We start from the raw sequence: 18,321 nt of genomic DNA, 5'->3' as shown, positions 1-18,321 counted from the left end.
GAGAAGCGATATGAAAAAGATATTGATGCTGCATGGAATCAATCACAACATGTTTGGCAAGCGGGACCCGAAGCAATACGGCACGGTCACGCTGGATGAGATCAATGCGAAATTGAAAGGGCTGGCTGACGAGCTGGGCGTCGAGATCGAGTGCTATCACTCCAATCATGAAGGAGAGATGGTAGAGAGAATTCACCAGGCTTATCAGGAAGAGAAGGATGCCGTCATCATCAATGCTGGCGCATGGACGCATTACAGCTACGGCCTGCGTGATGCACTCGCCATTCTTACGGTTCCGATCATTGAAATTCATATGTCCAACATCCACGCCAGAGAAGAGTTCCGCCATCACTCTGTATTTGCGGAGATCGCAAAAGGCCAAATTTGCGGCTTCGGGGTCGAAAGCTACCTGCTAGGTCTGAGAGCAGCTGTAGCGTCGATCGAGGAATAATCAGTTAAGTAAATCTCATCAATAAAATATTTACTTTAGAAGTAGAAAAATGTCGATTCTATACTATAATAGTATTTATAAAAATTTTTAAAACTATTTAAAAAGAAAAATGAAGGGGGAAAATGTATGTTACGCAAGACAGCTATTTCTGTAATCGCTTTCAGTATGCTGATGTTGGCGGGATGTGGTTCCCAACCAGCAAGTAATGCTAGCAATTCCAGCGCACCTCAAGGAAATGCGAGCGCACCACAAGAAAGCACCACCAACTTTCCGACAGGTACTGTAACCGGTGTCATTCAGTGGGGAGCAGGTGGAGCGTTGGACACCATGTCACGCAAAATCGGTCCTTTGGCTGAAAAACACTTGGGGAACTCCCTCGTTCTGACGAATAAACCAGGTGCGACTGGCGCCATTGCCGTACAGTATGTTAACGATAAAAAATCCGATGGACACAACCTGCTGTTTGCAGCAGAAAATCCTGCGCTTTACGGGGTCATGAAGATTTCTGATGTGGACTTCAAAGATTTCTACCCTGTAAACATCCTGGCTCGCGGGATCGCAACAGTGGTTGTTCCGGGGGATTCCAAATACCAAACGCTTGATGACCTGATCAAGGATGCACAAGCAAACCCTGGCAAAGTCAAAATGGCTTCTACTGGACCAGGAGGACTGCCTTTCACGGTCACCACGATGCTCGGTACTGTAACGAATACCCAGTACAACATGGTTCCATTTGATGGAGACGGACCTTCACTGACTGCACTGCTCGGCGGACACCTCGATGCAACTGTTCTGGGATTGCCTGCAGCGATTGAGAATGCCAAAGCAGGAAAAGTTCGCGTACTGTCTGTAATCAACGACGAGAGAATCGACGAGCTGAAAGATGTTCCAGCAGTCGTAGAAACATTGCCAGATATGAAAAAATACCTCCCATGGGGACCTTTCTATGGTGTGTGGGTGAAAAAGGATACACCGGATGACGTGAAAAAATATTTGGTAGACGTTTTTGCTAAGGCACAGCAAGATCCAGATTTCCAAGACTTCCTGTCGAACTCGGGTGCGATCTCTGTAGGGATCTCGGGTGACGAAGCCGTGAAATACTGGATGGATTGGCAATCGACTACGGCTTGGTTGCTGCAGGAGGCAGGAGCTGCAAAAGTAAGTCCGGCTGATTTGAACATCGAGAAAAAGAATTAGGTGATGACATGGTAGCGGGAAAATATATTTCTACACTCCTGATTGTACTCAGTCTTGCAGTTGTAGTGTTATCGTTTAACATCGAAGAACAGGATGTATTTGACCCTTCCTCTCCTTCCTTTTTTCCTGCGTTAGTTGGCGTTGTCATGCTCATTAGTGCTCTTATGATTGCCAGAAGAGGGATTCAATCTCCCTCTTCTGCGCAAGAAGAGACGAAGCAGCATGTAGCGGTTGAAGGAAACGACGAGGAAGAACCTGAGAAAGAGATGTATGAAAAAGAGAACATCACCCAAAAAGGGATCAATATTCGATTGATTTTATTCACTGCCCTCGTTGTTCTTTTCGCCATCCTGATGAATTATATCAATTTCATGGTTCTCTCTTTCTTGTTTCTCTTTGGATCGATGCTTCTGCTCAGCAGAGAAAAAATGCTTCGCAGCTTCATCGTTTCCCTGATTGTTTCGGTAGCGTTTTATTATACGTTCGTCCATGTCTTCCACATTGTGTTTCCCTAGTTAAGGAGTGTTTAGCATGTTAGATCAGATACTAGTACCCTTCTTGGATATTCAACTGCTGATCCTGATCGCCTTGGGAACCCTTTTTGGTGTCGTGAAAGGACTTTTGCCTGGGCTGTCTGTTACGATGGCAGTTACCCTTCTAGTTTCTTTGACCTATACCTGGGAAACGATTCCCGCGATCGTGACGATGATTGCCGTGTTTTATGGCGGAGTGTACGGAGGCGCGCGCTCTTCTATTCTGATCAACGTCCCTGGTTCGGCTTCCTCGCTGGCACATACTTTTGACGGATATCCGTTGACGAAGAGAGGAGAAGCAGGGGTCGCCATCGGGATCACGACAATTTACGCGGTGATTGGTGGCGCGATCGGACTCTTGTGCCTCGGGGTAGCAGCGCCGTTTCTGGGTGAGCTTGCTTTGGGATTTGCTGCACGCGATTACTTCCTGATCATGTTCCTCGGCCTGCTCTTGGTTGGTGGACTCAGCGAAGGCTCGATGGCCAAAGCCATTTTCGTGGCAGGTGTAGGTGTAACGCTTGGAATGGTGGGGATGGATTCCCTTACCGGTGTAGAACGCTTTACTTTTGGAAATCTGGAGTTGAAAAGCGGGATTAACTATATCGCGTGTATGCTAGGTTTGTTCGGATTGTCGGAAGTCCTGATTCAGCTGCACAATCTCGGAAAAACCAAAGCGGATGTCATTATTGGAAAAGTTCTGCCTCCACTCATCTATCTGATCAAGTTTTTGCCTCTCACTATTCGTACAGCCATTATCGGTGTCGTAGTCGGCATTCTGCCCGGTGCCGGTGGGGAAATCTCTTCCTTGCTCGCCTATGACCATGCCAAAAAGACAGTAAAAAATCCGACCCGTCCATTTGGTAAAGGTGCCTATGAAGGCCTGGTCGCACCAGAAGTAGCAGTAATGTCTACAAACGGTGGCGCGATGATTCCGATGCTGACCTTGGGGATTCCGGGGGATGCGGTTACCGCGGTTTTGATCGGTGCCATGACCATTCACGGCTTGAAGCCAGGTCCGATGCTAATGGTGGAAACCCCTGAATTGTTCTGGATCATTCTGGGTGCTGCACTCGTTTCCCTCATCTTCATTGTTATCTGGGGACTCTCTGCGATTTCTTTCTTCGCCAGAGTCATCTTGATCCCTAAATACGTATTGATGCCGATCATCGTGTTCTTTACCGTCATTGGTTCGTACGGGATTAACAATAGTGTCGCAGATGTGTACTGGATGATCGTCTTTGGGGTAATCGGTTACTTGCTGAGACTGTATAAGTTCCCGACTGGACCTATGGTCTTGGGGATTATTCTCGGACCACAGATGGATGTGTACTTGCGAAGAGCGATTATTACTGAGGAAGGCAGCATCTGGGGCTTCGTATCCAGCTTGTTTATCCATCCGATCAGCTTGATCCTGACTCTCTTCGTTCTGTTTACCCTTTTCTCGCAGACTGCCCTCTATAAAAAAGTGAAGGGCCAACTGCTCCAGAAATTCTCGAAAAAATCAGCTGATGTCTAAGGTTAGAGTGCTAAGATGCAAGGAGGTGGTAAAGAGTGAAAACGATCTTCATCCCTGGTTTGGACAAATCCTTTTCGAAGCTCATTCTGGGAACATCGGGTCTGTCTACCGATCAACAGGTTGCGTTTGAGATGCTGGACACGTTCGTTGCCCTTGGTGGCAACACGCTCGATACCGCTAATCTCTATAACCGGGGAAAAAGTGAACAAATGATCGGGCGCTGGATGCAAGCGCGAAACAACCGTGAACAGATGGTTATTGTAGATAAAGGCGGACATCATTTTGTGGCTGAGGATGGGACTCACGATGCATCTGTGAACAGGGTGAATCCGGAGGAAATCACGAAAGACATGGTAGAAAGCATGGAGCGGCTACAAGTAGACTATGTAGACGTGTACATGCTGCATCGGGATGATCCTGCCGTTCCTGTAGATGCATTGATGGACATGCTGGAGAATCATATCCGTGCTGGTCGAATCAGACGGGCGGGTGTATCGAACTGGTCCTATAAGAGAATCGAGGAAGCCAATCAGTATGCGGATCAAAAAGGATATCATCGCTTGCTGGTGAACAGCCCATCCTTCAGCCTAGCGAAAGCGAACGAACCCAGGTGGCCTGGAACGGTCTATATCGATCAGGAATACGAGCAGTGGCATCGAAAGACGCAAATGCCGATGCTGTCCTGGGCGTCACAGGCGAGTGGCTTCTTTACGGGTCGTTTTGCACCCGACATCACTGACAACCCTGACATGGTACGTGTATACTACAGTGAAGCAAACTGGGAGCGATTTTCGCGGGCGAAAGAATTGGCAGCACAAAAAGGAAGCCGTTATACCGCGAATCACATCGCCCTGTCTTATGTCTTGAATCAGCCATTTCCCACTTGCGCTGTAATAGGACCGCAAAATGTGGAGGAATTAAGAGACTGCTTCGTCGCACTGGAGCTTCCATTAAGTGAAGAGGAAGTCAGATGGATCAATCTCGAATGACCGTACGAAAACGTATAGCGCTAGTGTGAAATACCCCCAACCTTGCTGCCGGTTGGGGGTATTGTTTGATCTAGGCTTGTTTGAAGGATACAGAATCCAGTATATAATCCCGAAAAGCCATGACGGCAGGGGGATGGTAGGTATGCTTGAGCAAGGCGAGAACGGTCGGCTTTTTGATCGATTTCGTCAATGCGATGGTAGAAACCTTATCGTTGTCGCTCGATATCACTCCTTTGGAGGAGACGAGGGAAACCCCCATCTCTTTGCTGACCAGGTCAAACCGCGAGTACAGGCTGCTGCTTTCGCAAACGATATCCGGATCAAAATTGGCGTCTCGACAAGCTTGCAAGGCTAAATTGTACGCGCTGTGTGTTCGACTCGGAAAAATAAACTTCTCCTGGGCTGCTTCGGCCAAGTCGATTTTGTCTCTTTGGGCCAAAGGGTGATTTTTGGGGGTAACGAGAACCAGGTCATCATCAATCAGCTCGTAAATATCAGCTGTTGTTTGCAGATTCATTTCTACAGGAGGGGTAATGATGGCGATATCGATTTGGAGCGTTTGCAGCATTTCCAACAGTTTGTAGCTACCTTCCTCCACAATCATGATGTTCAAGCCAGGATAATCCTTTTGAAAGTTCACGATGATATTGGCCAGATTGCTCATGGAGTTGATCGCACCGATTTTGATTTTCCCTTTTGAAAGACCCGCGTACTCTTGCATCCGATTTTTGGCTCTTTCGATATCCGACAAGATTCGCTTCGCATAAAAGATAAATTCTTCTCCTGCTGGAGTGGGTCTGACTGTACGGGTCGTCCGATCGAAGAGCTTGACCCCCAGTTCTTCCTCTAATTTCGTCACTTGCTGAGAGAGTGTTGACTGCGAGACACAGATCTCTTCTGCCGCACGTGTAAAATGATTGTGCCTGGCAATTTCAATGACGTACTGTAACTGATGCAATTCCATAAGGACACCAGCTTTCTATCTATTTATGGTTATTACTTATTAATACTTTGATTATACAGATTGAATTTTATAAATAATAGGGCGATACTGTTCTTAATTCATGAAATTTTTGATCATTAATAGTGAAAATGAAAACGCTTATTTTCGCAGACAATCAGGAGGTGGCAAATAAGCATCAGGTAAGTGGTGAGTGAAGAAATTTTACTAAAGGTATAGACATGAGGTGGCAGACACAATGTTTGAATCGGCAGTAACGGAGTTGGGTTTTAAATACGGCGGCGATCTGCATACGGAGATCCTGGTGATGGGTGGCGGTTTCGCCGGGATTGGGGCAGCTGTAGGGGCAGCTAAATGCGGGGCAGAAGTGCTTCTCATCGAAAAATACGGTTTTCTCGGCGGAATGGCTACTACCGCCGCAGTGAGCACGATTTGCGGCGCTTATTCGGCTGATAAAGAAAGCAAGATTATCGGCGGGGTAAGAGACGAGCTGTTCCTGGAGCTCGGCAAGCTGGGCGGAGCGAATGAAGGCGTTGATTTTGGGCAGCATCGGGCAGATACGTGCGACCATCACTTACTCAAAGTCGCCATTGACCGCTTGTTGGCCCATTATGAGAAGATCCAGCTCCTGCTGCATACACAAGTCATTGGCGTGAAAAAAGAAAGCGGAAACATCCAATATGCTATCATTACGAACAAAGAGGGAGTCTTCCGCGTATTCGCTCAAAAATTTGTGGATTGTACGGGAGATGCAGACGTTATACCGATGGTAGACGCCCCTTATGTAATTGGCAATGAAACAGGGCAGGTACAAGCAGCGACGACCATTTTTAAAATGGGAGATGTCGATTTCACGGAAGCAAGGACGTTCACCCGTCAGCAATATAAGGATTTGGCGCAAGCAAGCATTGACAAGAGCGAGTATGCGTTTACCCGGACTTCAGGGGTTTATATGGAATCTGCCGTAGGCAATTCGGTCATTGCCAACTTGAACTGGATCACTTTTTCAGCCATCGATGCCAAACAACTGACAGAAGCCGAAATCGAGGGTAGAAGATCCAGTGTGGAGTACAGCAAGTTTTTGCGAGATAAGGTCCCTGGCTTCAAGGATTCTCATTTGAGTGAAATCGCTACGCAAATCGGCGTCAGAGAGTCGAGAAGAATTGTAGCTGACTTTGTTCTGACAGAGGAACACGTGATGCAGGGAGCCACGTTTGAGGACGGGATTTGTTGGGGGGCTTGGCCAGTCGAATATCACGATGCTGCCGAGAACAGGACCATCAAGACTTACTTGAAGCAAAACTACCAGATTCCGTATCGGACGATGATTCCTGGGAATGTCGATAACCTGCTTGTCGCAGGAAGATCGATTTCCACCACACATTTTGCCAATGCCTCCACAAGAGTCATGGCCATCTGCATGGCGATCGGACAAGCGGCAGGCGTTGCGTGTGTGTTGAGCATGCAGGATCAGGTACTTCTAAAAGATATCGATACAAGCAAATTAAAGAAACAATTATGCGAGCAAGGCGCAATCATTTAATCATTGATTAGGGGGAGAATGTTCATGTTTAAACAAAAAAAGCGTTCACTATGGAAAAAGGGAGCAGCTCTTTGCTTGCTGACAAGCATGCTTCTCGTGTCCGCATGCAGCAGCGGCCAGGGAGATAGCGGACAGCCACAATATCCGACCAGACAAATCGAAGGTATCGTTCCTTTCGGAGCAGGTGGCGGAACGGATCTGGTAGCACGAGCGATTGCAACAGTAGCTGAAAAACAGCTGGGTCAATCGATCAACATCACGAACAAACCAGGTGCGACAGGTACGGTAGGGACAAAGTACGTTTTTGACAAAGAAGCAGATGGCAATACCTTGCTGTTCGCAGCAGAAAACCCGACCGTTTATGGTGTACTGCAGCTTTCAGAGCGCAGCTTTGAGGAGTTCTATCCCGTTCACATCATGGGCCGCGGGTTGGCTGCCATTACTGTAAACGAAAGCTCGAAATACAAAACCATGACCGATCTGATGAATGATGTAAAGGCGAATCCTGCCGATATTAAAATGGGGACGACTGGACCGGGCGGACTGTCCTACATGGTAACTGCAATGATCAGTCAGAGTGAGAACGTTGAATTCAACATGGTTCCTTTTGATGGTGAAGGCCCAATCGTTACAGCGCTGCTCGGTAACCATATTGACGTATCGATCGTCAGCTTGTCGAAGGCAATCGAAAACGCGAAAGGCGGGAAGGTTCGCGTCCTGGCTGTCGTAAACGATGCAAAGGTAGAAGAGCTTCCAGACGTGCCAGCCATTACCGATGAATTGCCAGCTATGTCGAAGTACATGCCATGGGGACCGTTCTATGGCGTGTGGGTGAAAAAAGAAGCGCCTGACTACGTTAAGCAAACGTTGGAAAAAACATTCGCAGAAGCTTCCAAGGATGCTGATTACCAAGCATTGCTGAAAAATTTGGCAATTATCCCGATGGGCATCAGCGGGGAAGAGGCGGAGAAGTTCTGGCGCGAACAGCAGTCGATCTCTGCTTGGCTGCTACAGGATGCAGGTGCAGCGAAAGTAAGCCCTGAAACCTTGAACATCCCTAAGAAACAGTAGTGTTCTAGTAAAGGTACAAGTTCAAGTTCCACTGTCATTTTGCAAGGAGGGGTAGACGCTATCCCTCTTTGCAAATATGATCATTGTCAGGAATTTGGCTGGCATCGGAACGATTGGAAAGGAGCAAGCTTATGGTGGCCGATCGTGTCGGAGGTTTGATCAGCATCATCTTTGGTGGGCTTTCCCTCTACGAAGCTTTTCGATTATACCCTACCAGGTTGAGTTTTTACGTCGGGGACCACATCATGCCGGGCGTGATCGGGATCGGATTGATCGTGCTTGGTTTACTCGCGGTCTTTGTAAAAGGGCAAAGTTTTAAAGTTGAATTCCCTGACCGTCAAATGCTGCGGAAAATTATCGGCATTTTTGGCGTTTTATTGGGCTATTGTGTTCTACTCTATTTTCTAGGCTTTGCCATCGGAACTTTTATCATTTCCATCGCGTTATTTCGGATTATCGGTTCCTACAATTTTCGTAAATCGGTCATCTTCTCTGCGATTCAGACGGTATGTGTATACGCAGTATTTGTCTACTGGCTCGATATGCCATTCCCTGCTGGGATATTCAACTTGTGATTCAGGGGGTGACTTGTAAATGGAAACATTAAACCTACTGCTAGACGGATTTTCGGTTGCCTTATCACCGATGAACATCATGATGGCGCTGTGGGGAGCATTGATTGGCACGCTAGTAGGCATGCTGCCGGGTCTTGGACCGACTTCCACCATTGCGATTTTGCTGCCGGTCACCACCGTTCTTGGGCCGACAGAAGGGATTATCATGTTGGCGGGGATCTATTACGGCTCCATGTACGGGGGGTCGACTACCGCCATATTGCTCAATATTCCAGGTGAGGTATCCGCGGTTCCTACATCCTTGGATGGGTATCCGTTAGCCAAACAAGGCAGGGGCGGACCGGCGCTTGGCATTGCCGCGATCGGTTCCTTTGTAGCCGGAACGATGGGTGTCATTGGCCTTGTTTTCTTCGCTCCTCTGCTTGCCGATCAAGCATTGAAATTCGGTTCGCCCGAATATTTTGCCTTGATGTTCCTGGCGTTAACGGTCATCGTCAATTTGGCTGGCGCGTCTTTGATCAAAGGCTTGATCATGGGACTCTTTGGCTATTTGCTCTCCATGACAGGGGTTGGACTTACCGGTGGTCAGGTGCGCTTCAGCTTCGGAATCGAGCCATTACAAGCAGGCATCGATATCATCAGCGTCGTGATCGGTTTATTCGCCATTTCGGAAGTTATCAAAGGAATGGAAGAGAACACGAAATCGATTGCTGTTGGCAAAATTACCAACATTTATCCCAAGTTCAAGGAAATACGCGAGAATTCCGGAGCGATGTTCCGTGGAGGTTTAGTCGGTTTTTTCCTGGGGCTCTTGCCGGGATGCTCCGCAGCCGTTACAACCTTTTTGGCCTATGACCTGGAGAAAAAAGTATCAAAACACCCAGAAAGATTTGGTCATGGTGAAATGAAAGGGGTTGCGGCCCCTGAAGCGGCGAATAATGCAACCAGCTCATCGGGTTTTATTCCCTTGTTTGCTCTGGGGATTCCAAGCTCAACCACATTAGCCGTTCTGTTAGCGGGCTTCATGATTAACGGGCTGACGCCAGGACCTACTTTGTTTGAAGAGAACGGTGAATTTGTATGGGCAGTTATTGCCAGTATGTTCGTCGGCAACGTGATGCTGCTGGTCTTGAATTTGCCGTTGATCGGGCTGTGGGCGAAATTGACCAAAATCCCTTATGGCATCATGGGACCTGTCATTTTGATTCTCAGCTTTGTCGGGGCTTATTCGATCAATAACAGCTTGTTCGATGTCTTTATCGCCATCATTTTTGGTGTCATTGGCTATTTCCTGAACAAATATCGTTGGCCGGTCGTTCCATTGCTCTTGGCCTTTGTTTTGGGACCCATGTTTGAAAAATCGTTTATCCAGTCTATGGCGATGTCGAAAGGAAGCTTTGCCATTTTCTTCACAAGACCGATTTCATTGACCATCTTCCTGTTAGCCATCGTTCTGTTCGTCCTTTCTATTGTGATGATGAGACGGACAAAATCACGGGTAAAGGATGCAGTGGGCTCTGATGTAGAAATCACGGAGTAATCATGTACAGCGTTTCCCATTTCCCACTTGCGCTGTAAACGATCGCATCAGGTGGATGAATGAAGAGACTGCTTCGTCGAGCTCGTATGACGGATCAATCGCGAATAGCCGTACACAACGAATAGCGCTGGTGCGAAATACCCCCAACTTCTCATGGAGTTGGGGGTTCTGATCTTTGTATGGAAGGGGCCGCTACAGAGGATCTTGAACGCTAGCTTATCTTTGAAAAAATTCGACCCATTCACCTTCCGGGCCAAAAATGAAAAAGTAGCGGTAGCCATTTGGCAGAGTGACGATTTCTTTGTCTACGAACTGCGCTCCGAGCCATTGGTGTGGGTGATTTTTCCCTTGAGTTCAAACCCGACCACCGTTTGATAGAACGCGATCGCTTTCTCAAAATCTTTCACTACCATTCCCACGTGATCCATGCGCTTATTGGCCATGTATTCCGCCTCATCTCTTTGTAGATTATTTCCTTTATTAAAAACCCTATTAAACATAGTTGTAAAGTAGATGTTCTGAAAGGAAAGAAGGCGAATAATCGGTAGTTTATGAAAGATTTTGTCTACTGAATTAAATAGACTAAATATTCAAATAATAATAAAATGTTGTTAAATCTGTCGAAAAGGTGGGACGTTGATGAAAGGCGATACTGGGAAAGAGTCATTCGAAGAGTCTATATCCGTGAGTCCAGCACATAGCGATCATGGCAATGATCAGGCTGATTGGGCAGACGCCCGCTCTTATTCACGCAGAGAATTTTTAACAAAAGCGGCCATGCTGGGCTTGGCGGCTGCTGTACCGACCAGTCTAATCGGTGTCAGTGCTGCGAGAGCAGAAGAAGCACAGGGCACGAATGTCGCAGCAGCAGCCCCCATGTCGGGAGACCTATTCAAGACAGGCGGTACCATCGTGGATGTACCTGGAGTAAAAGTCGGGCAGTTGCAGGATTTGAGCGCTATGACGGGCTGCACAGTAGTGGTGCTGGAAAAAGGGTCGGCTTGTGGAGTAGACGTTCGCGGCTCGGCTCCTGGAACGAGAGAAACGGATCTTCTCAATCCCATCAATATGGTGGAAAAGGTAAATGCCATCGTATTGACTGGAGGCAGTGCATATGGTTTGGACTCAGCAAGCGGGGTCATGCGTTATTTAGAAGAGCAGGGGATCGGTCACAATGTCGGGGTGGGAGTTGTCCCCATCGTTCCTGCTGCGGTGATTTTTGACCTGTCCTTTGGCAGCGCCAAAATTCGACCGGATCAGCAGATGGGCTATGAAGCCGCCAAAATAGCCAGCAAGGATCCGGTCAAACAAGGAAATGCAGGGGCAGGGACAGGCGCAACAGTCGGAAAGCTTGCTGGTGGAAAGCGAGCGATGAAAGGGGGGCTTGGTTCCGCATCGATTCAGCTGCCTAACGGATTGGTGGTGGGAGCGGTGGTTGCAGTCAATGCAGTGGGACAGGTACAGGATCCTGTATCCGGTGAGATTTTAGCTGGAGCCCGCGATGATTCTGGAAAAATTCGCGATGCGCTTTCCTGGATGATCGAGCAGGCTTCTCCTCCGGTACCGAGCGGCACGAATACGACGATTGCGGTAGTCGCAAGCAATGCCAATCTAAACAAGACCCAGGCCAACAAAGTAGCCCAAATGGCGCATAACGGCCTAGCGAAAACGATTTTTCCCGTCCATACCATGAGCGATGGCGATACGGTTTTTGCTGTTGCGACTGGAGGAGTAGACGCTTCCGTCAATCTCGTGGGGACCTTGTCCGCGGAAGTATTGGCCGCTGCAGTCGTGAATGCAATCAAAGCAGCCGAGGGAGCTGAAGGGCTTCCGGCTTACCGGGATCTTACATAAAAAGCTGGTGCCTATTTTGCAAGGGCGAGTAGGTCTGCATGCTTTTTCACATCTCGGGATTGTGGGATTGGGAGAGTTCATCGTTTAAAATACCTTCGATTGGGGTATAGAATGGTGTACGCTGTTTAAGGAGCATTTGGATTTTTGTAATTTTATGCAAAGTTTAGCATATAAAATACATTTTTATGGCTATTCAACTGATTAAGAGGGTCCCCACCACATTCATTTTCAAGGATGTCCAGCCCAGTAGTGCTGGGCTTTTTTTTATTTCTTCCATTCGCTTTATCTCCCCTATTACTATTTTTTATATCCTCATGAGAGTTTCCTATTGGATTTAAAATTGTTTTAAAAGTACTATTTTTACCAATATACAGAATAATCTAATAAAAATAAGGGGGAAAAAAGTAAACAGCTTTGGTTTGTAAGAGAACAGAATGGTTTTCATGCAAGTGGTATTCATCCTATTCATTCTATCTGCAAACGGGGGTATGAACATGAAAAAGAGAACCAAATCTTGGCTGATCCCAACGGTGATTGCATCCCTGCTCTTTACGGGCTGCGCTCCAGCGAGTCAGGAGAATCCAGAGCCTAGTCAGGAACTAGCTAAAGGGGAGATCGTGGTTGCCGCTGTTACGGAACCGGATTCTCTGGATATTCACAAAACCTCATCGATTGGCGAACCGACTGAACATTTGTACGCCACACTTTTCGAGCGAGATTTGAATGGAGAGATTGTTCCAGGGTTAGTCAAAGATTACAAGGTTGCAGATGGAGGAAAAGAGATTACGTTTGAGTTGAAGGAAAATGCTGTTTTCCATTCAGGGAAACCGATCAATGCCGAAGCAGTCAAGAAATCATTTGAGCGCTTCCTCGAAAAATCGCCTTTCAAAACAAATGCAGGTTCCATTGAAAAAATCGAGGTTCTGGGTGAAACCACGTTCAAAATTACCTGGAGCGAACCGTATGCACCGTTCTTCAGCAATGCAACCTCGGCTTATCTTGCTCCCTTGGACGTATCGACTTTGGATGCACAGGGTGAAGGGTTCGACAAAAATGCGAGTGCTGCTGGTAGGCTCCAGCTGACAGAGGTCAAACGAGGAGATTCAGTCGTTTACAAACCGTTTGAGAAAGCGGATTGGGGAGCAAAGGGAACTCCGGGCTTCAGCAAGGTGACCTTCCGCTTCATTCCTGACGATGAGACCCGAATCCTGGAGTTCAAGAAGGGCTCGGTCAACGTCCTGCTGGATGTTCCGTTCCAATATATCGAGGAGCTGGAAAAAGAACCGGGCGTGGAACTGGAAAGAGTGTCCGACTATGTCATGACCTACTTGGGCTGGAACAATAAATTGCCTATTTTCCAAGATGTAAAAGTGCGTCAGGCCATTGCTCTGGCTGTCGATCGCGAGCCGATTATCCAAAATACGATGAGAGGTGCGGCGAAGCCAGTATTCGGTCCTCTGCCAGAGGTGGTCAATGGACATAGCCCAGCCATCGAAGAAAAAGCACGTCAAAAGTATACACAGGACAAAGAAAAAGCGAAGCAGCTGTTGGCCGAAGCGGGTTGGTCCGAGAAGAACGGAGAAGGCATTGTGATGAAGGATGGCAAGCCATTATCGGTGGAAATGTGGGTGCAAAATGAGCCTGCCATGCAACGGGTAGCCCAAATTTTGCAGCATCAGTTAAGAGAGATCGGCATTGATGTGAGATTGACTGTGAAGGAGTCGGCTGCGATTATCGAGCAAACGCCAAAAGGCTCCCACCAAATGATCTTGTGGAGCTATGGCTGGTTCGATGCGGATATCTTGTACTTCCTGCTCTTTGGTAAAGGCAAATCCACGCGCTTGCACTATGAAGTCGATGAACTCGATGCTCTGCTGCAAAAAGGAAGAGTGGAAATGGATCCGGAAAAACGCTTCAAGATTTACGAAGAGGCACAGGAATTCCTGGTTGAACAGTCACCTTGGGTACCGCTCTTTGTTCGTGAGAGCATCACAGCGACACGCGGACTGAAAAATTTCAAGAAGCATCCGATCTCTAACAGAATTATCTGGCAGGATGTAGAGGTAACCGAATAATGACAGCACGTACTTGAAGTTTCTTATGTCTAGGGGGGCTTAGATTGCCGTCTTACCTTCTCAAACGATTATTGACAATGGGCGTAACACTCATCGGCGTATCTCTTTTGGTCTTCATGATGCTCCATCTCATCCCTGGTGATCCTGTGAGGTATATCCTGGGAGACTTCGCTACCGAGGAATCGATTGCCGATTTGGAGAGTCGATTGGGCTTGGATAAGCCACTTCCGATGCAGTATTTCAGCTATATGGCAGGCGTATTCCAGGGTGATCTGGGTACCTCCTATGTGACGGGCTATACCGTCATGGAAGAGATCTTGAACCGATTTCCCATTACCGCTCAGCTAGCGGTGTACAGTATCATCTTTGGCTCGATATTCGGGATCATCATCGGGATCATTGCGGCAATGAACCAGAATACCATCTTCGATCAGCTCGCCATGGTCATCTCCTTGATCGGAATATCAGCACCGAGCTTTTGGATCGCCTTGTTCCTGATCCTGTTTTTCGCCTATCACCTGGGATTGTTTCCGATATCGGGCTACAAAGGGTTTTACTCGCTCATCCTGCCATCCATCACACTGGGCTTGGGAACAGCGGGGAATATTGCGCGGATGACACGTTCCAGCATGCTGGAGGTCATCAAGCAGGATTATATCCGCACGGCGAAGGCAAAAGGAGCCAACCTGTATCGGTTGATCATTCAGCACAGCCTGCAGAATGCGATGATTCCAGTAACGACGCTGATCGGCTTGCAGTTTGGCGCATTGATGGCAGGAGCTGTCGTGACGGAAACCGTTTTTGCCCTTCCTGGTATGGGAAGCCTGATTGTTTCCGCCATTGCGACCCGTGACATCCCTACCGTGCAAGGCTTGATCCTATTCATGGCGTTCTTGTTTATCATCGTCAATCTAGTTGTTGATTTGATTTATACCAAACTCGATCCGCGTATTCGCTACGATTAAATGCTGCTCGACAGGATTGACAAGCTGGTGCAATCGTTTTCCAGCTTGTCAATCTCCTGGCGTGGAAGGAATAGTTGGACTACACATCTCGGAGGGGAGTTCAACCAGATGATGACAAAAACCGAAGGTAATCTGCAGCCAGTCGTTCCGGAGGAGCTGGGATCAGCATCCCTTTCATTCTTTGGTATGGCCTGGAAAAAACTGCGGAAGAACAAAGGTGCGATGTTTGGTGGAGCGATTTTGCTCTTTTTTATTCTCACGTCCATATGTGCGCCTCTCCTAACGAGTTACCCGGTGAACGAGATGAGATTTGATGAGAGCCTGAAGGCACCGAGTGCAGAGCATTGGCTTGGAACCGATGAATTCGGCAGGGACATCTTCACGCGAATCCTGTACGGCGGTCGCGTTTCCCTGCTGATGGGGCTCGTCGCCGTCTCGATTGCCGGTACGGTCGGTGTATTGCTAGGCGTGATCGCCGGTTATTACCGAAGACTGGACCTCTATATTATGCAGCTCATGGATATCCTTTTGGCGTTCCCATCGCTCTTGATGGCCATTGCCATCGTGGCTGTACTCGGTGTCGGCTTGACCAATGCGATGATCGCCGTAGCCATATCGGTCATCCCTTCCTTTGTCCGGGTTGTCAGGGGCTCTGTACTGGCTGTTCGTGAAAAGGAGTACATCGAGTCCGCGAGAGCATTGGGGGTACGGGATTGGAAGATTATCTTCCGCCATATCCTGCCGAATATTGCTTCTCCCATCATCGTTTTGGCGACTTTGCAATTTGGTGTCAGTATCCTGGCCGCTGCAGCCCTGAGCTTCCTTGGACTGGGTGCGCAACCTCCCAACCCGGAGTGGGGGGCATTGGTTTTTGTAGGAAAATCATTCCTGAGCCAGGCTTGGTGGATGACGCTCTTTCCAGGACTGGCGATCATGCTGGTCGTCCTGGGCTTTAACTTATTAGGAGACGGATTGCGTGACGCTCTCGATCCCAGAATGAAATAATCGTGGAATGTTCATGAGACGAAGAAGGGGGCGTAGATCATGGCGAATACAGAAGAAAAAGAGCTTTTAAAAGTGGAGAATATGTATATTCACTTCAAGGCGGAAAACGGCGGTCATATTCAAGCCGTAAAAGACCTGAACCTGACCATCAAAGAAGGGGAAACGCTGGCCGTAGTGGGCGAATCGGGCTGTGGGAAAAGTGTGACCTCCCTTTCGCTGATGAGGCTCATTCCGAAAAATGCAGGCTATACGGAAGGGAAAATCCTCTTTGAGGGGAAGGATCTCAACAAAGTTTCGGAGCGAGAAATGCGTTCCATCCGTGGCAATACCATGTCGATGATTTTTCAAGAGCCGATGACCTCCCTGAACCCTGTGCACAAAATAGGCAAACAGATCGGGGAAGTGATTTATTTGCACTCCTCCCTGTCCCAGGCAGAAATCAAGGAAAAGTCAATTGAGATGCTCAAAAAAGTCGGAATTCCTCGCGCTGAGAAAATCATGGACGAGTATCCGCACCAGCTGTCTGGCGGCATGAGACAGCGGGTCATGATCGCGATGGCAATGGCTTGCACTCCCAAGCTGCTGATTGCCGACGAACCGACGACAGCACTGGATGTCACGATTCAAGCGCAAATCCTGGAGCTCATGAACGAGCTGAAGAAGGATTTTCATACCGCAATCCTGCTGATTACCCATGATCTGGGAGTCGTTGCGGAGATGGCGGATCGCGTCATGGTGATGTATTACGGACAAATTGTCGAGCAGGCAGATGTGCGTACGCTGCTTAAAAAGCCCAAGCATCCCTATACGGTGGGACTGCTGAATTCGGTGCCAGATATGAATGACGATAGCGACAAGCCACTGGTTCCGATCGTTGGGAATGTGCCCAATCTCGGGGTGATTCAGACAGGCTGTCCTTTTTATGCGAGATGTCCACAAGCTTTTCAAAAATGTCATCTGGAGAATCCGCCATTGTTCGAGCGAGGAGAACAATGGGTCAGGTGCTGGCTGTATGAGAATCAAGAGGTGATCGCATGACGGATGCCCTGCTGGATGTAAAAGAGCTGAAGGTATACTTTCCTGTTGGCAATCGTTTTTTCAACAAGAACAGCCTATTCGTCAAGGCAGTAGATGATATTTCCTTCCGTGTTCAAAAAGGAGAGACTCTGGGGATTGTCGGGGAGAGCGGATGCGGCAAATCCACCATGGGCAGGAGCATCCTGCGACTCATTGAGCCCACTTCTGGGTCGGTCAAGTTTAAAGGCCGAGAAGTAACGGATTTGTCAAAGAATGAATTGCGAAAGCTGCGAAGCGACATCCAGATTGTTTTCCAGGATCCCTATGCCTCGCTAAATCCGCAATTGACGGTTGAGTCGATTCTGGTAGAAGCTCTATCGACGCATCAGATCGGTCAACATGCAAAAGAGCGAAAAGAGATGGTGACCGACCTGCTGGTGAATGTCGGATTAAGCCCGAAGCACGCCGGGCGTTACCCGCATGAATTTAGCGGCGGTCAGCGCCAGAGGATCGGAATCGCGCGGGCCATCGCGGTCAATCCTTCGCTGATCGTTGCGGATGAGCCAGTGTCAGCTTTGGATGTCTCTGTTCAAGCGCAGATTTTGAACCTGTTCCAGCACTTGAAAAAAACGTACGAGCTCACGTATATCTTTATCGCGCATGATCTCAGTGTGGTCAAGCACGTCAGTGACCGCATCGGCGTCATGTATCTCGGGAAAATGGTGGAGCAAGCAGGCAAGAAGCAATTGTTCCAGAAGCCATTGCATCCGTACACCCAAGCCCTGATGTCGGCGATACCTTCACTCGATCCAGATATGAAAAAAGAGAGGATTATCTTGAAGGGAGACGTTCCAAGTCCCATCTCTCCTCCTACAGGGTGCTACTTTAATCCGCGCTGCCAATTTCGCATGGAAGTATGCGAGAAAGTGAAGCCGCGCGAGATCGAAGCAGAACCCGGTCACTTCGTTAGCTGTCATCTCTACTATCGCGACATTCATCCCAACCCTACAGAGAAATGAGGCGTTAAGC

16 protein-coding genes and 1 pseudogene are annotated in these 18,321 nt (G+C 48.2%); 15 read left to right on the top strand and 2 right to left on the bottom strand.

The features are described from left to right. The first annotated feature begins 10 nt into the window (after positions 1-10). From aroQ to JZI27_RS07420, 5 genes are all read left to right on the top strand, one after another. Positions 11-451, top strand: a complete 441-nt coding sequence (aroQ, locus tag JZI27_RS07440) for a type II 3-dehydroquinate dehydratase (protein ID WP_122907854.1) — start codon at positions 11-13, stop codon at positions 449-451. Between the two features lie 126 nt (positions 452-577). Next, entirely contained in the window at positions 578-1,648 is a 1,071-nt protein-coding gene (locus JZI27_RS07435; RefSeq protein ID WP_280207186.1) for a tripartite tricarboxylate transporter substrate binding protein, read from the top strand. Positions 1,649-1,656: 8 nt separating this feature from the next. After that, on the top strand, positions 1,657-2,163 hold the full coding sequence (locus JZI27_RS07430; RefSeq protein WP_280207185.1) for a tripartite tricarboxylate transporter TctB family protein: 507 nt from the start codon (positions 1,657-1,659) through the stop codon (positions 2,161-2,163). A gap of 16 nt (positions 2,164-2,179) precedes the next feature. Continuing rightward, on the top strand, positions 2,180-3,697 hold the full coding sequence (locus JZI27_RS07425) for a tripartite tricarboxylate transporter permease (protein ID WP_280207184.1): 1,518 nt from the start codon (positions 2,180-2,182) through the stop codon (positions 3,695-3,697). Between the two features lie 35 nt (positions 3,698-3,732). Next, positions 3,733-4,686, top strand: a complete 954-nt coding sequence (locus JZI27_RS07420) for an aldo/keto reductase (protein WP_251243095.1) — start codon at positions 3,733-3,735, stop codon at positions 4,684-4,686. Between the two features lie 70 nt (positions 4,687-4,756). On the opposite strand, the gene JZI27_RS07415 is transcribed toward JZI27_RS07420, so the two are convergent. Then, positions 4,757-5,650 carry a LysR family transcriptional regulator gene (locus tag JZI27_RS07415; protein ID WP_251243096.1) on the bottom strand — a complete coding sequence of 298 codons (894 nt, stop codon included), beginning with the start codon at positions 5,648-5,650 and terminating at the stop codon, positions 4,757-4,759. A 235-nt stretch (positions 5,651-5,885) separates the two neighbouring features. Between JZI27_RS07415 and JZI27_RS07410 the strand changes: the two genes are divergently transcribed. The 4 genes from JZI27_RS07410 (at position 5,886) to JZI27_RS07395 (ending at position 10,376) form a co-directional block, all read left to right on the top strand. Further along, positions 5,886-7,190 carry an FAD-dependent oxidoreductase gene (locus JZI27_RS07410; protein ID WP_280207183.1) on the top strand — a complete coding sequence of 435 codons (1,305 nt, stop codon included), beginning with the start codon at positions 5,886-5,888 and terminating at the stop codon, positions 7,188-7,190. A gap of 24 nt (positions 7,191-7,214) precedes the next feature. After that, the gene (locus JZI27_RS07405; RefSeq protein ID WP_251243098.1) at positions 7,215-8,261 is read left to right on the top strand and encodes a Bug family tripartite tricarboxylate transporter substrate binding protein; all 1,047 of its coding nucleotides are present in this window, start codon (positions 7,215-7,217) and stop codon (positions 8,259-8,261) included. 131 nt (positions 8,262-8,392) lie between these two features. Next, positions 8,393-8,836: a tripartite tricarboxylate transporter TctB family protein gene (locus tag JZI27_RS07400; RefSeq protein WP_183184830.1), complete on the top strand. Its 444-nt coding sequence runs from the start codon at positions 8,393-8,395 to the stop codon at positions 8,834-8,836. A 19-nt stretch (positions 8,837-8,855) separates the two neighbouring features. Further along, positions 8,856-10,376, top strand: a complete 1,521-nt coding sequence (locus tag JZI27_RS07395) for a tripartite tricarboxylate transporter permease (RefSeq protein ID WP_122907845.1) — start codon at positions 8,856-8,858, stop codon at positions 10,374-10,376. A 216-nt stretch (positions 10,377-10,592) separates the two neighbouring features. Here JZI27_RS07395 and JZI27_RS07390 read toward each other — a convergent pair. Beyond that, positions 10,593-10,819: pseudogene (locus JZI27_RS07390) on the bottom strand (VOC family protein). 433 nt (positions 10,820-11,252) lie between these two features. On the opposite strand from JZI27_RS07390, the gene JZI27_RS07385 reads away from it, so the two are divergent. The 6 genes from JZI27_RS07385 to JZI27_RS07360 all read left to right on the top strand — a co-directional run bounded on the left by JZI27_RS07385 (position 11,253) and on the right by JZI27_RS07360 (position 18,311). Beyond that, complete coding sequence (locus JZI27_RS07385) at positions 11,253-12,230, top strand: P1 family peptidase (RefSeq protein ID WP_251243175.1); 978 nt, start codon at positions 11,253-11,255, stop codon at positions 12,228-12,230. Positions 12,231-12,724: 494 nt separating this feature from the next. Beyond that, positions 12,725-14,305, top strand: coding sequence for an ABC transporter substrate-binding protein (locus JZI27_RS07380; protein WP_280207182.1), 1,581 nt, complete (start codon positions 12,725-12,727; stop codon positions 14,303-14,305). Between the two features lie 44 nt (positions 14,306-14,349). Beyond that, on the top strand, positions 14,350-15,270 hold the full coding sequence (locus JZI27_RS07375) for an ABC transporter permease (protein WP_280207181.1): 921 nt from the start codon (positions 14,350-14,352) through the stop codon (positions 15,268-15,270). A gap of 108 nt (positions 15,271-15,378) precedes the next feature. Next, complete coding sequence (locus tag JZI27_RS07370) at positions 15,379-16,275, top strand: ABC transporter permease (RefSeq protein WP_122907843.1); 897 nt, start codon at positions 15,379-15,381, stop codon at positions 16,273-16,275. A gap of 39 nt (positions 16,276-16,314) precedes the next feature. Beyond that, positions 16,315-17,313, top strand: coding sequence for an ABC transporter ATP-binding protein (locus JZI27_RS07365; protein ID WP_122907842.1), 999 nt, complete (start codon positions 16,315-16,317; stop codon positions 17,311-17,313). Beyond that, positions 17,310-18,311, top strand: a complete 1,002-nt coding sequence (locus tag JZI27_RS07360) for an ABC transporter ATP-binding protein (RefSeq protein ID WP_280207180.1) — start codon at positions 17,310-17,312, stop codon at positions 18,309-18,311. The genes JZI27_RS07365 and JZI27_RS07360 overlap by 4 nt, the downstream gene beginning before the upstream one ends. The last annotated feature ends 10 nt before the right edge of the window (positions 18,312-18,321 follow it).

Source organism: Brevibacillus sp. AY1 (assembly GCF_029870785.1).
Classification (GTDB): domain Bacteria; phylum Bacillota; class Bacilli; order Brevibacillales; family Brevibacillaceae; genus Brevibacillus; species Brevibacillus invocatus.
This window is presented reverse-complemented; position numbering and strand designations above follow the sequence as displayed.

Bases quoted from the DNA above. Each gene is read 5' to 3' on its own strand.
- aroQ (WP_122907854.1), top strand. From the start codon at position 11: ATGAAAAAGATATTGATGCTGCATGGAATCAATCACAACATGTTTGGC.
- JZI27_RS07435 (WP_280207186.1), top strand. From the start codon at position 578: ATGTTACGCAAGACAGCTATTTCTGTAATCGCTTTCAGTATGCTGATG.
- JZI27_RS07430 (WP_280207185.1), top strand. From the start codon at position 1,657: ATGGTAGCGGGAAAATATATTTCTACACTCCTGATTGTACTCAGTCTT.
- JZI27_RS07425 (WP_280207184.1), top strand. From the start codon at position 2,180: ATGTTAGATCAGATACTAGTACCCTTCTTGGATATTCAACTGCTGATC.
- JZI27_RS07415 (WP_251243096.1), bottom strand. From the start codon at position 5,650: ATGGAATTGCATCAGTTACAGTACGTCATTGAAATTGCCAGGCACAAT.
- JZI27_RS07410 (WP_280207183.1), top strand. From the start codon at position 5,886: ATGTTTGAATCGGCAGTAACGGAGTTGGGTTTTAAATACGGCGGCGAT.
- JZI27_RS07405 (WP_251243098.1), top strand. From the start codon at position 7,215: ATGTTTAAACAAAAAAAGCGTTCACTATGGAAAAAGGGAGCAGCTCTT.
- JZI27_RS07400 (WP_183184830.1), top strand. From the start codon at position 8,393: ATGGTGGCCGATCGTGTCGGAGGTTTGATCAGCATCATCTTTGGTGGG.
- JZI27_RS07395 (WP_122907845.1), top strand. From the start codon at position 8,856: ATGGAAACATTAAACCTACTGCTAGACGGATTTTCGGTTGCCTTATCA.
- JZI27_RS07385 (WP_251243175.1), top strand. From the start codon at position 11,253: ATGTCGGGAGACCTATTCAAGACAGGCGGTACCATCGTGGATGTACCT.
- JZI27_RS07380 (WP_280207182.1), top strand. From the start codon at position 12,725: ATGAAAAAGAGAACCAAATCTTGGCTGATCCCAACGGTGATTGCATCC.
- JZI27_RS07370 (WP_122907843.1), top strand. From the start codon at position 15,379: ATGATGACAAAAACCGAAGGTAATCTGCAGCCAGTCGTTCCGGAGGAG.
- JZI27_RS07365 (WP_122907842.1), top strand. From the start codon at position 16,315: ATGGCGAATACAGAAGAAAAAGAGCTTTTAAAAGTGGAGAATATGTAT.
- JZI27_RS07360 (WP_280207180.1), top strand. From the start codon at position 17,310: ATGACGGATGCCCTGCTGGATGTAAAAGAGCTGAAGGTATACTTTCCT.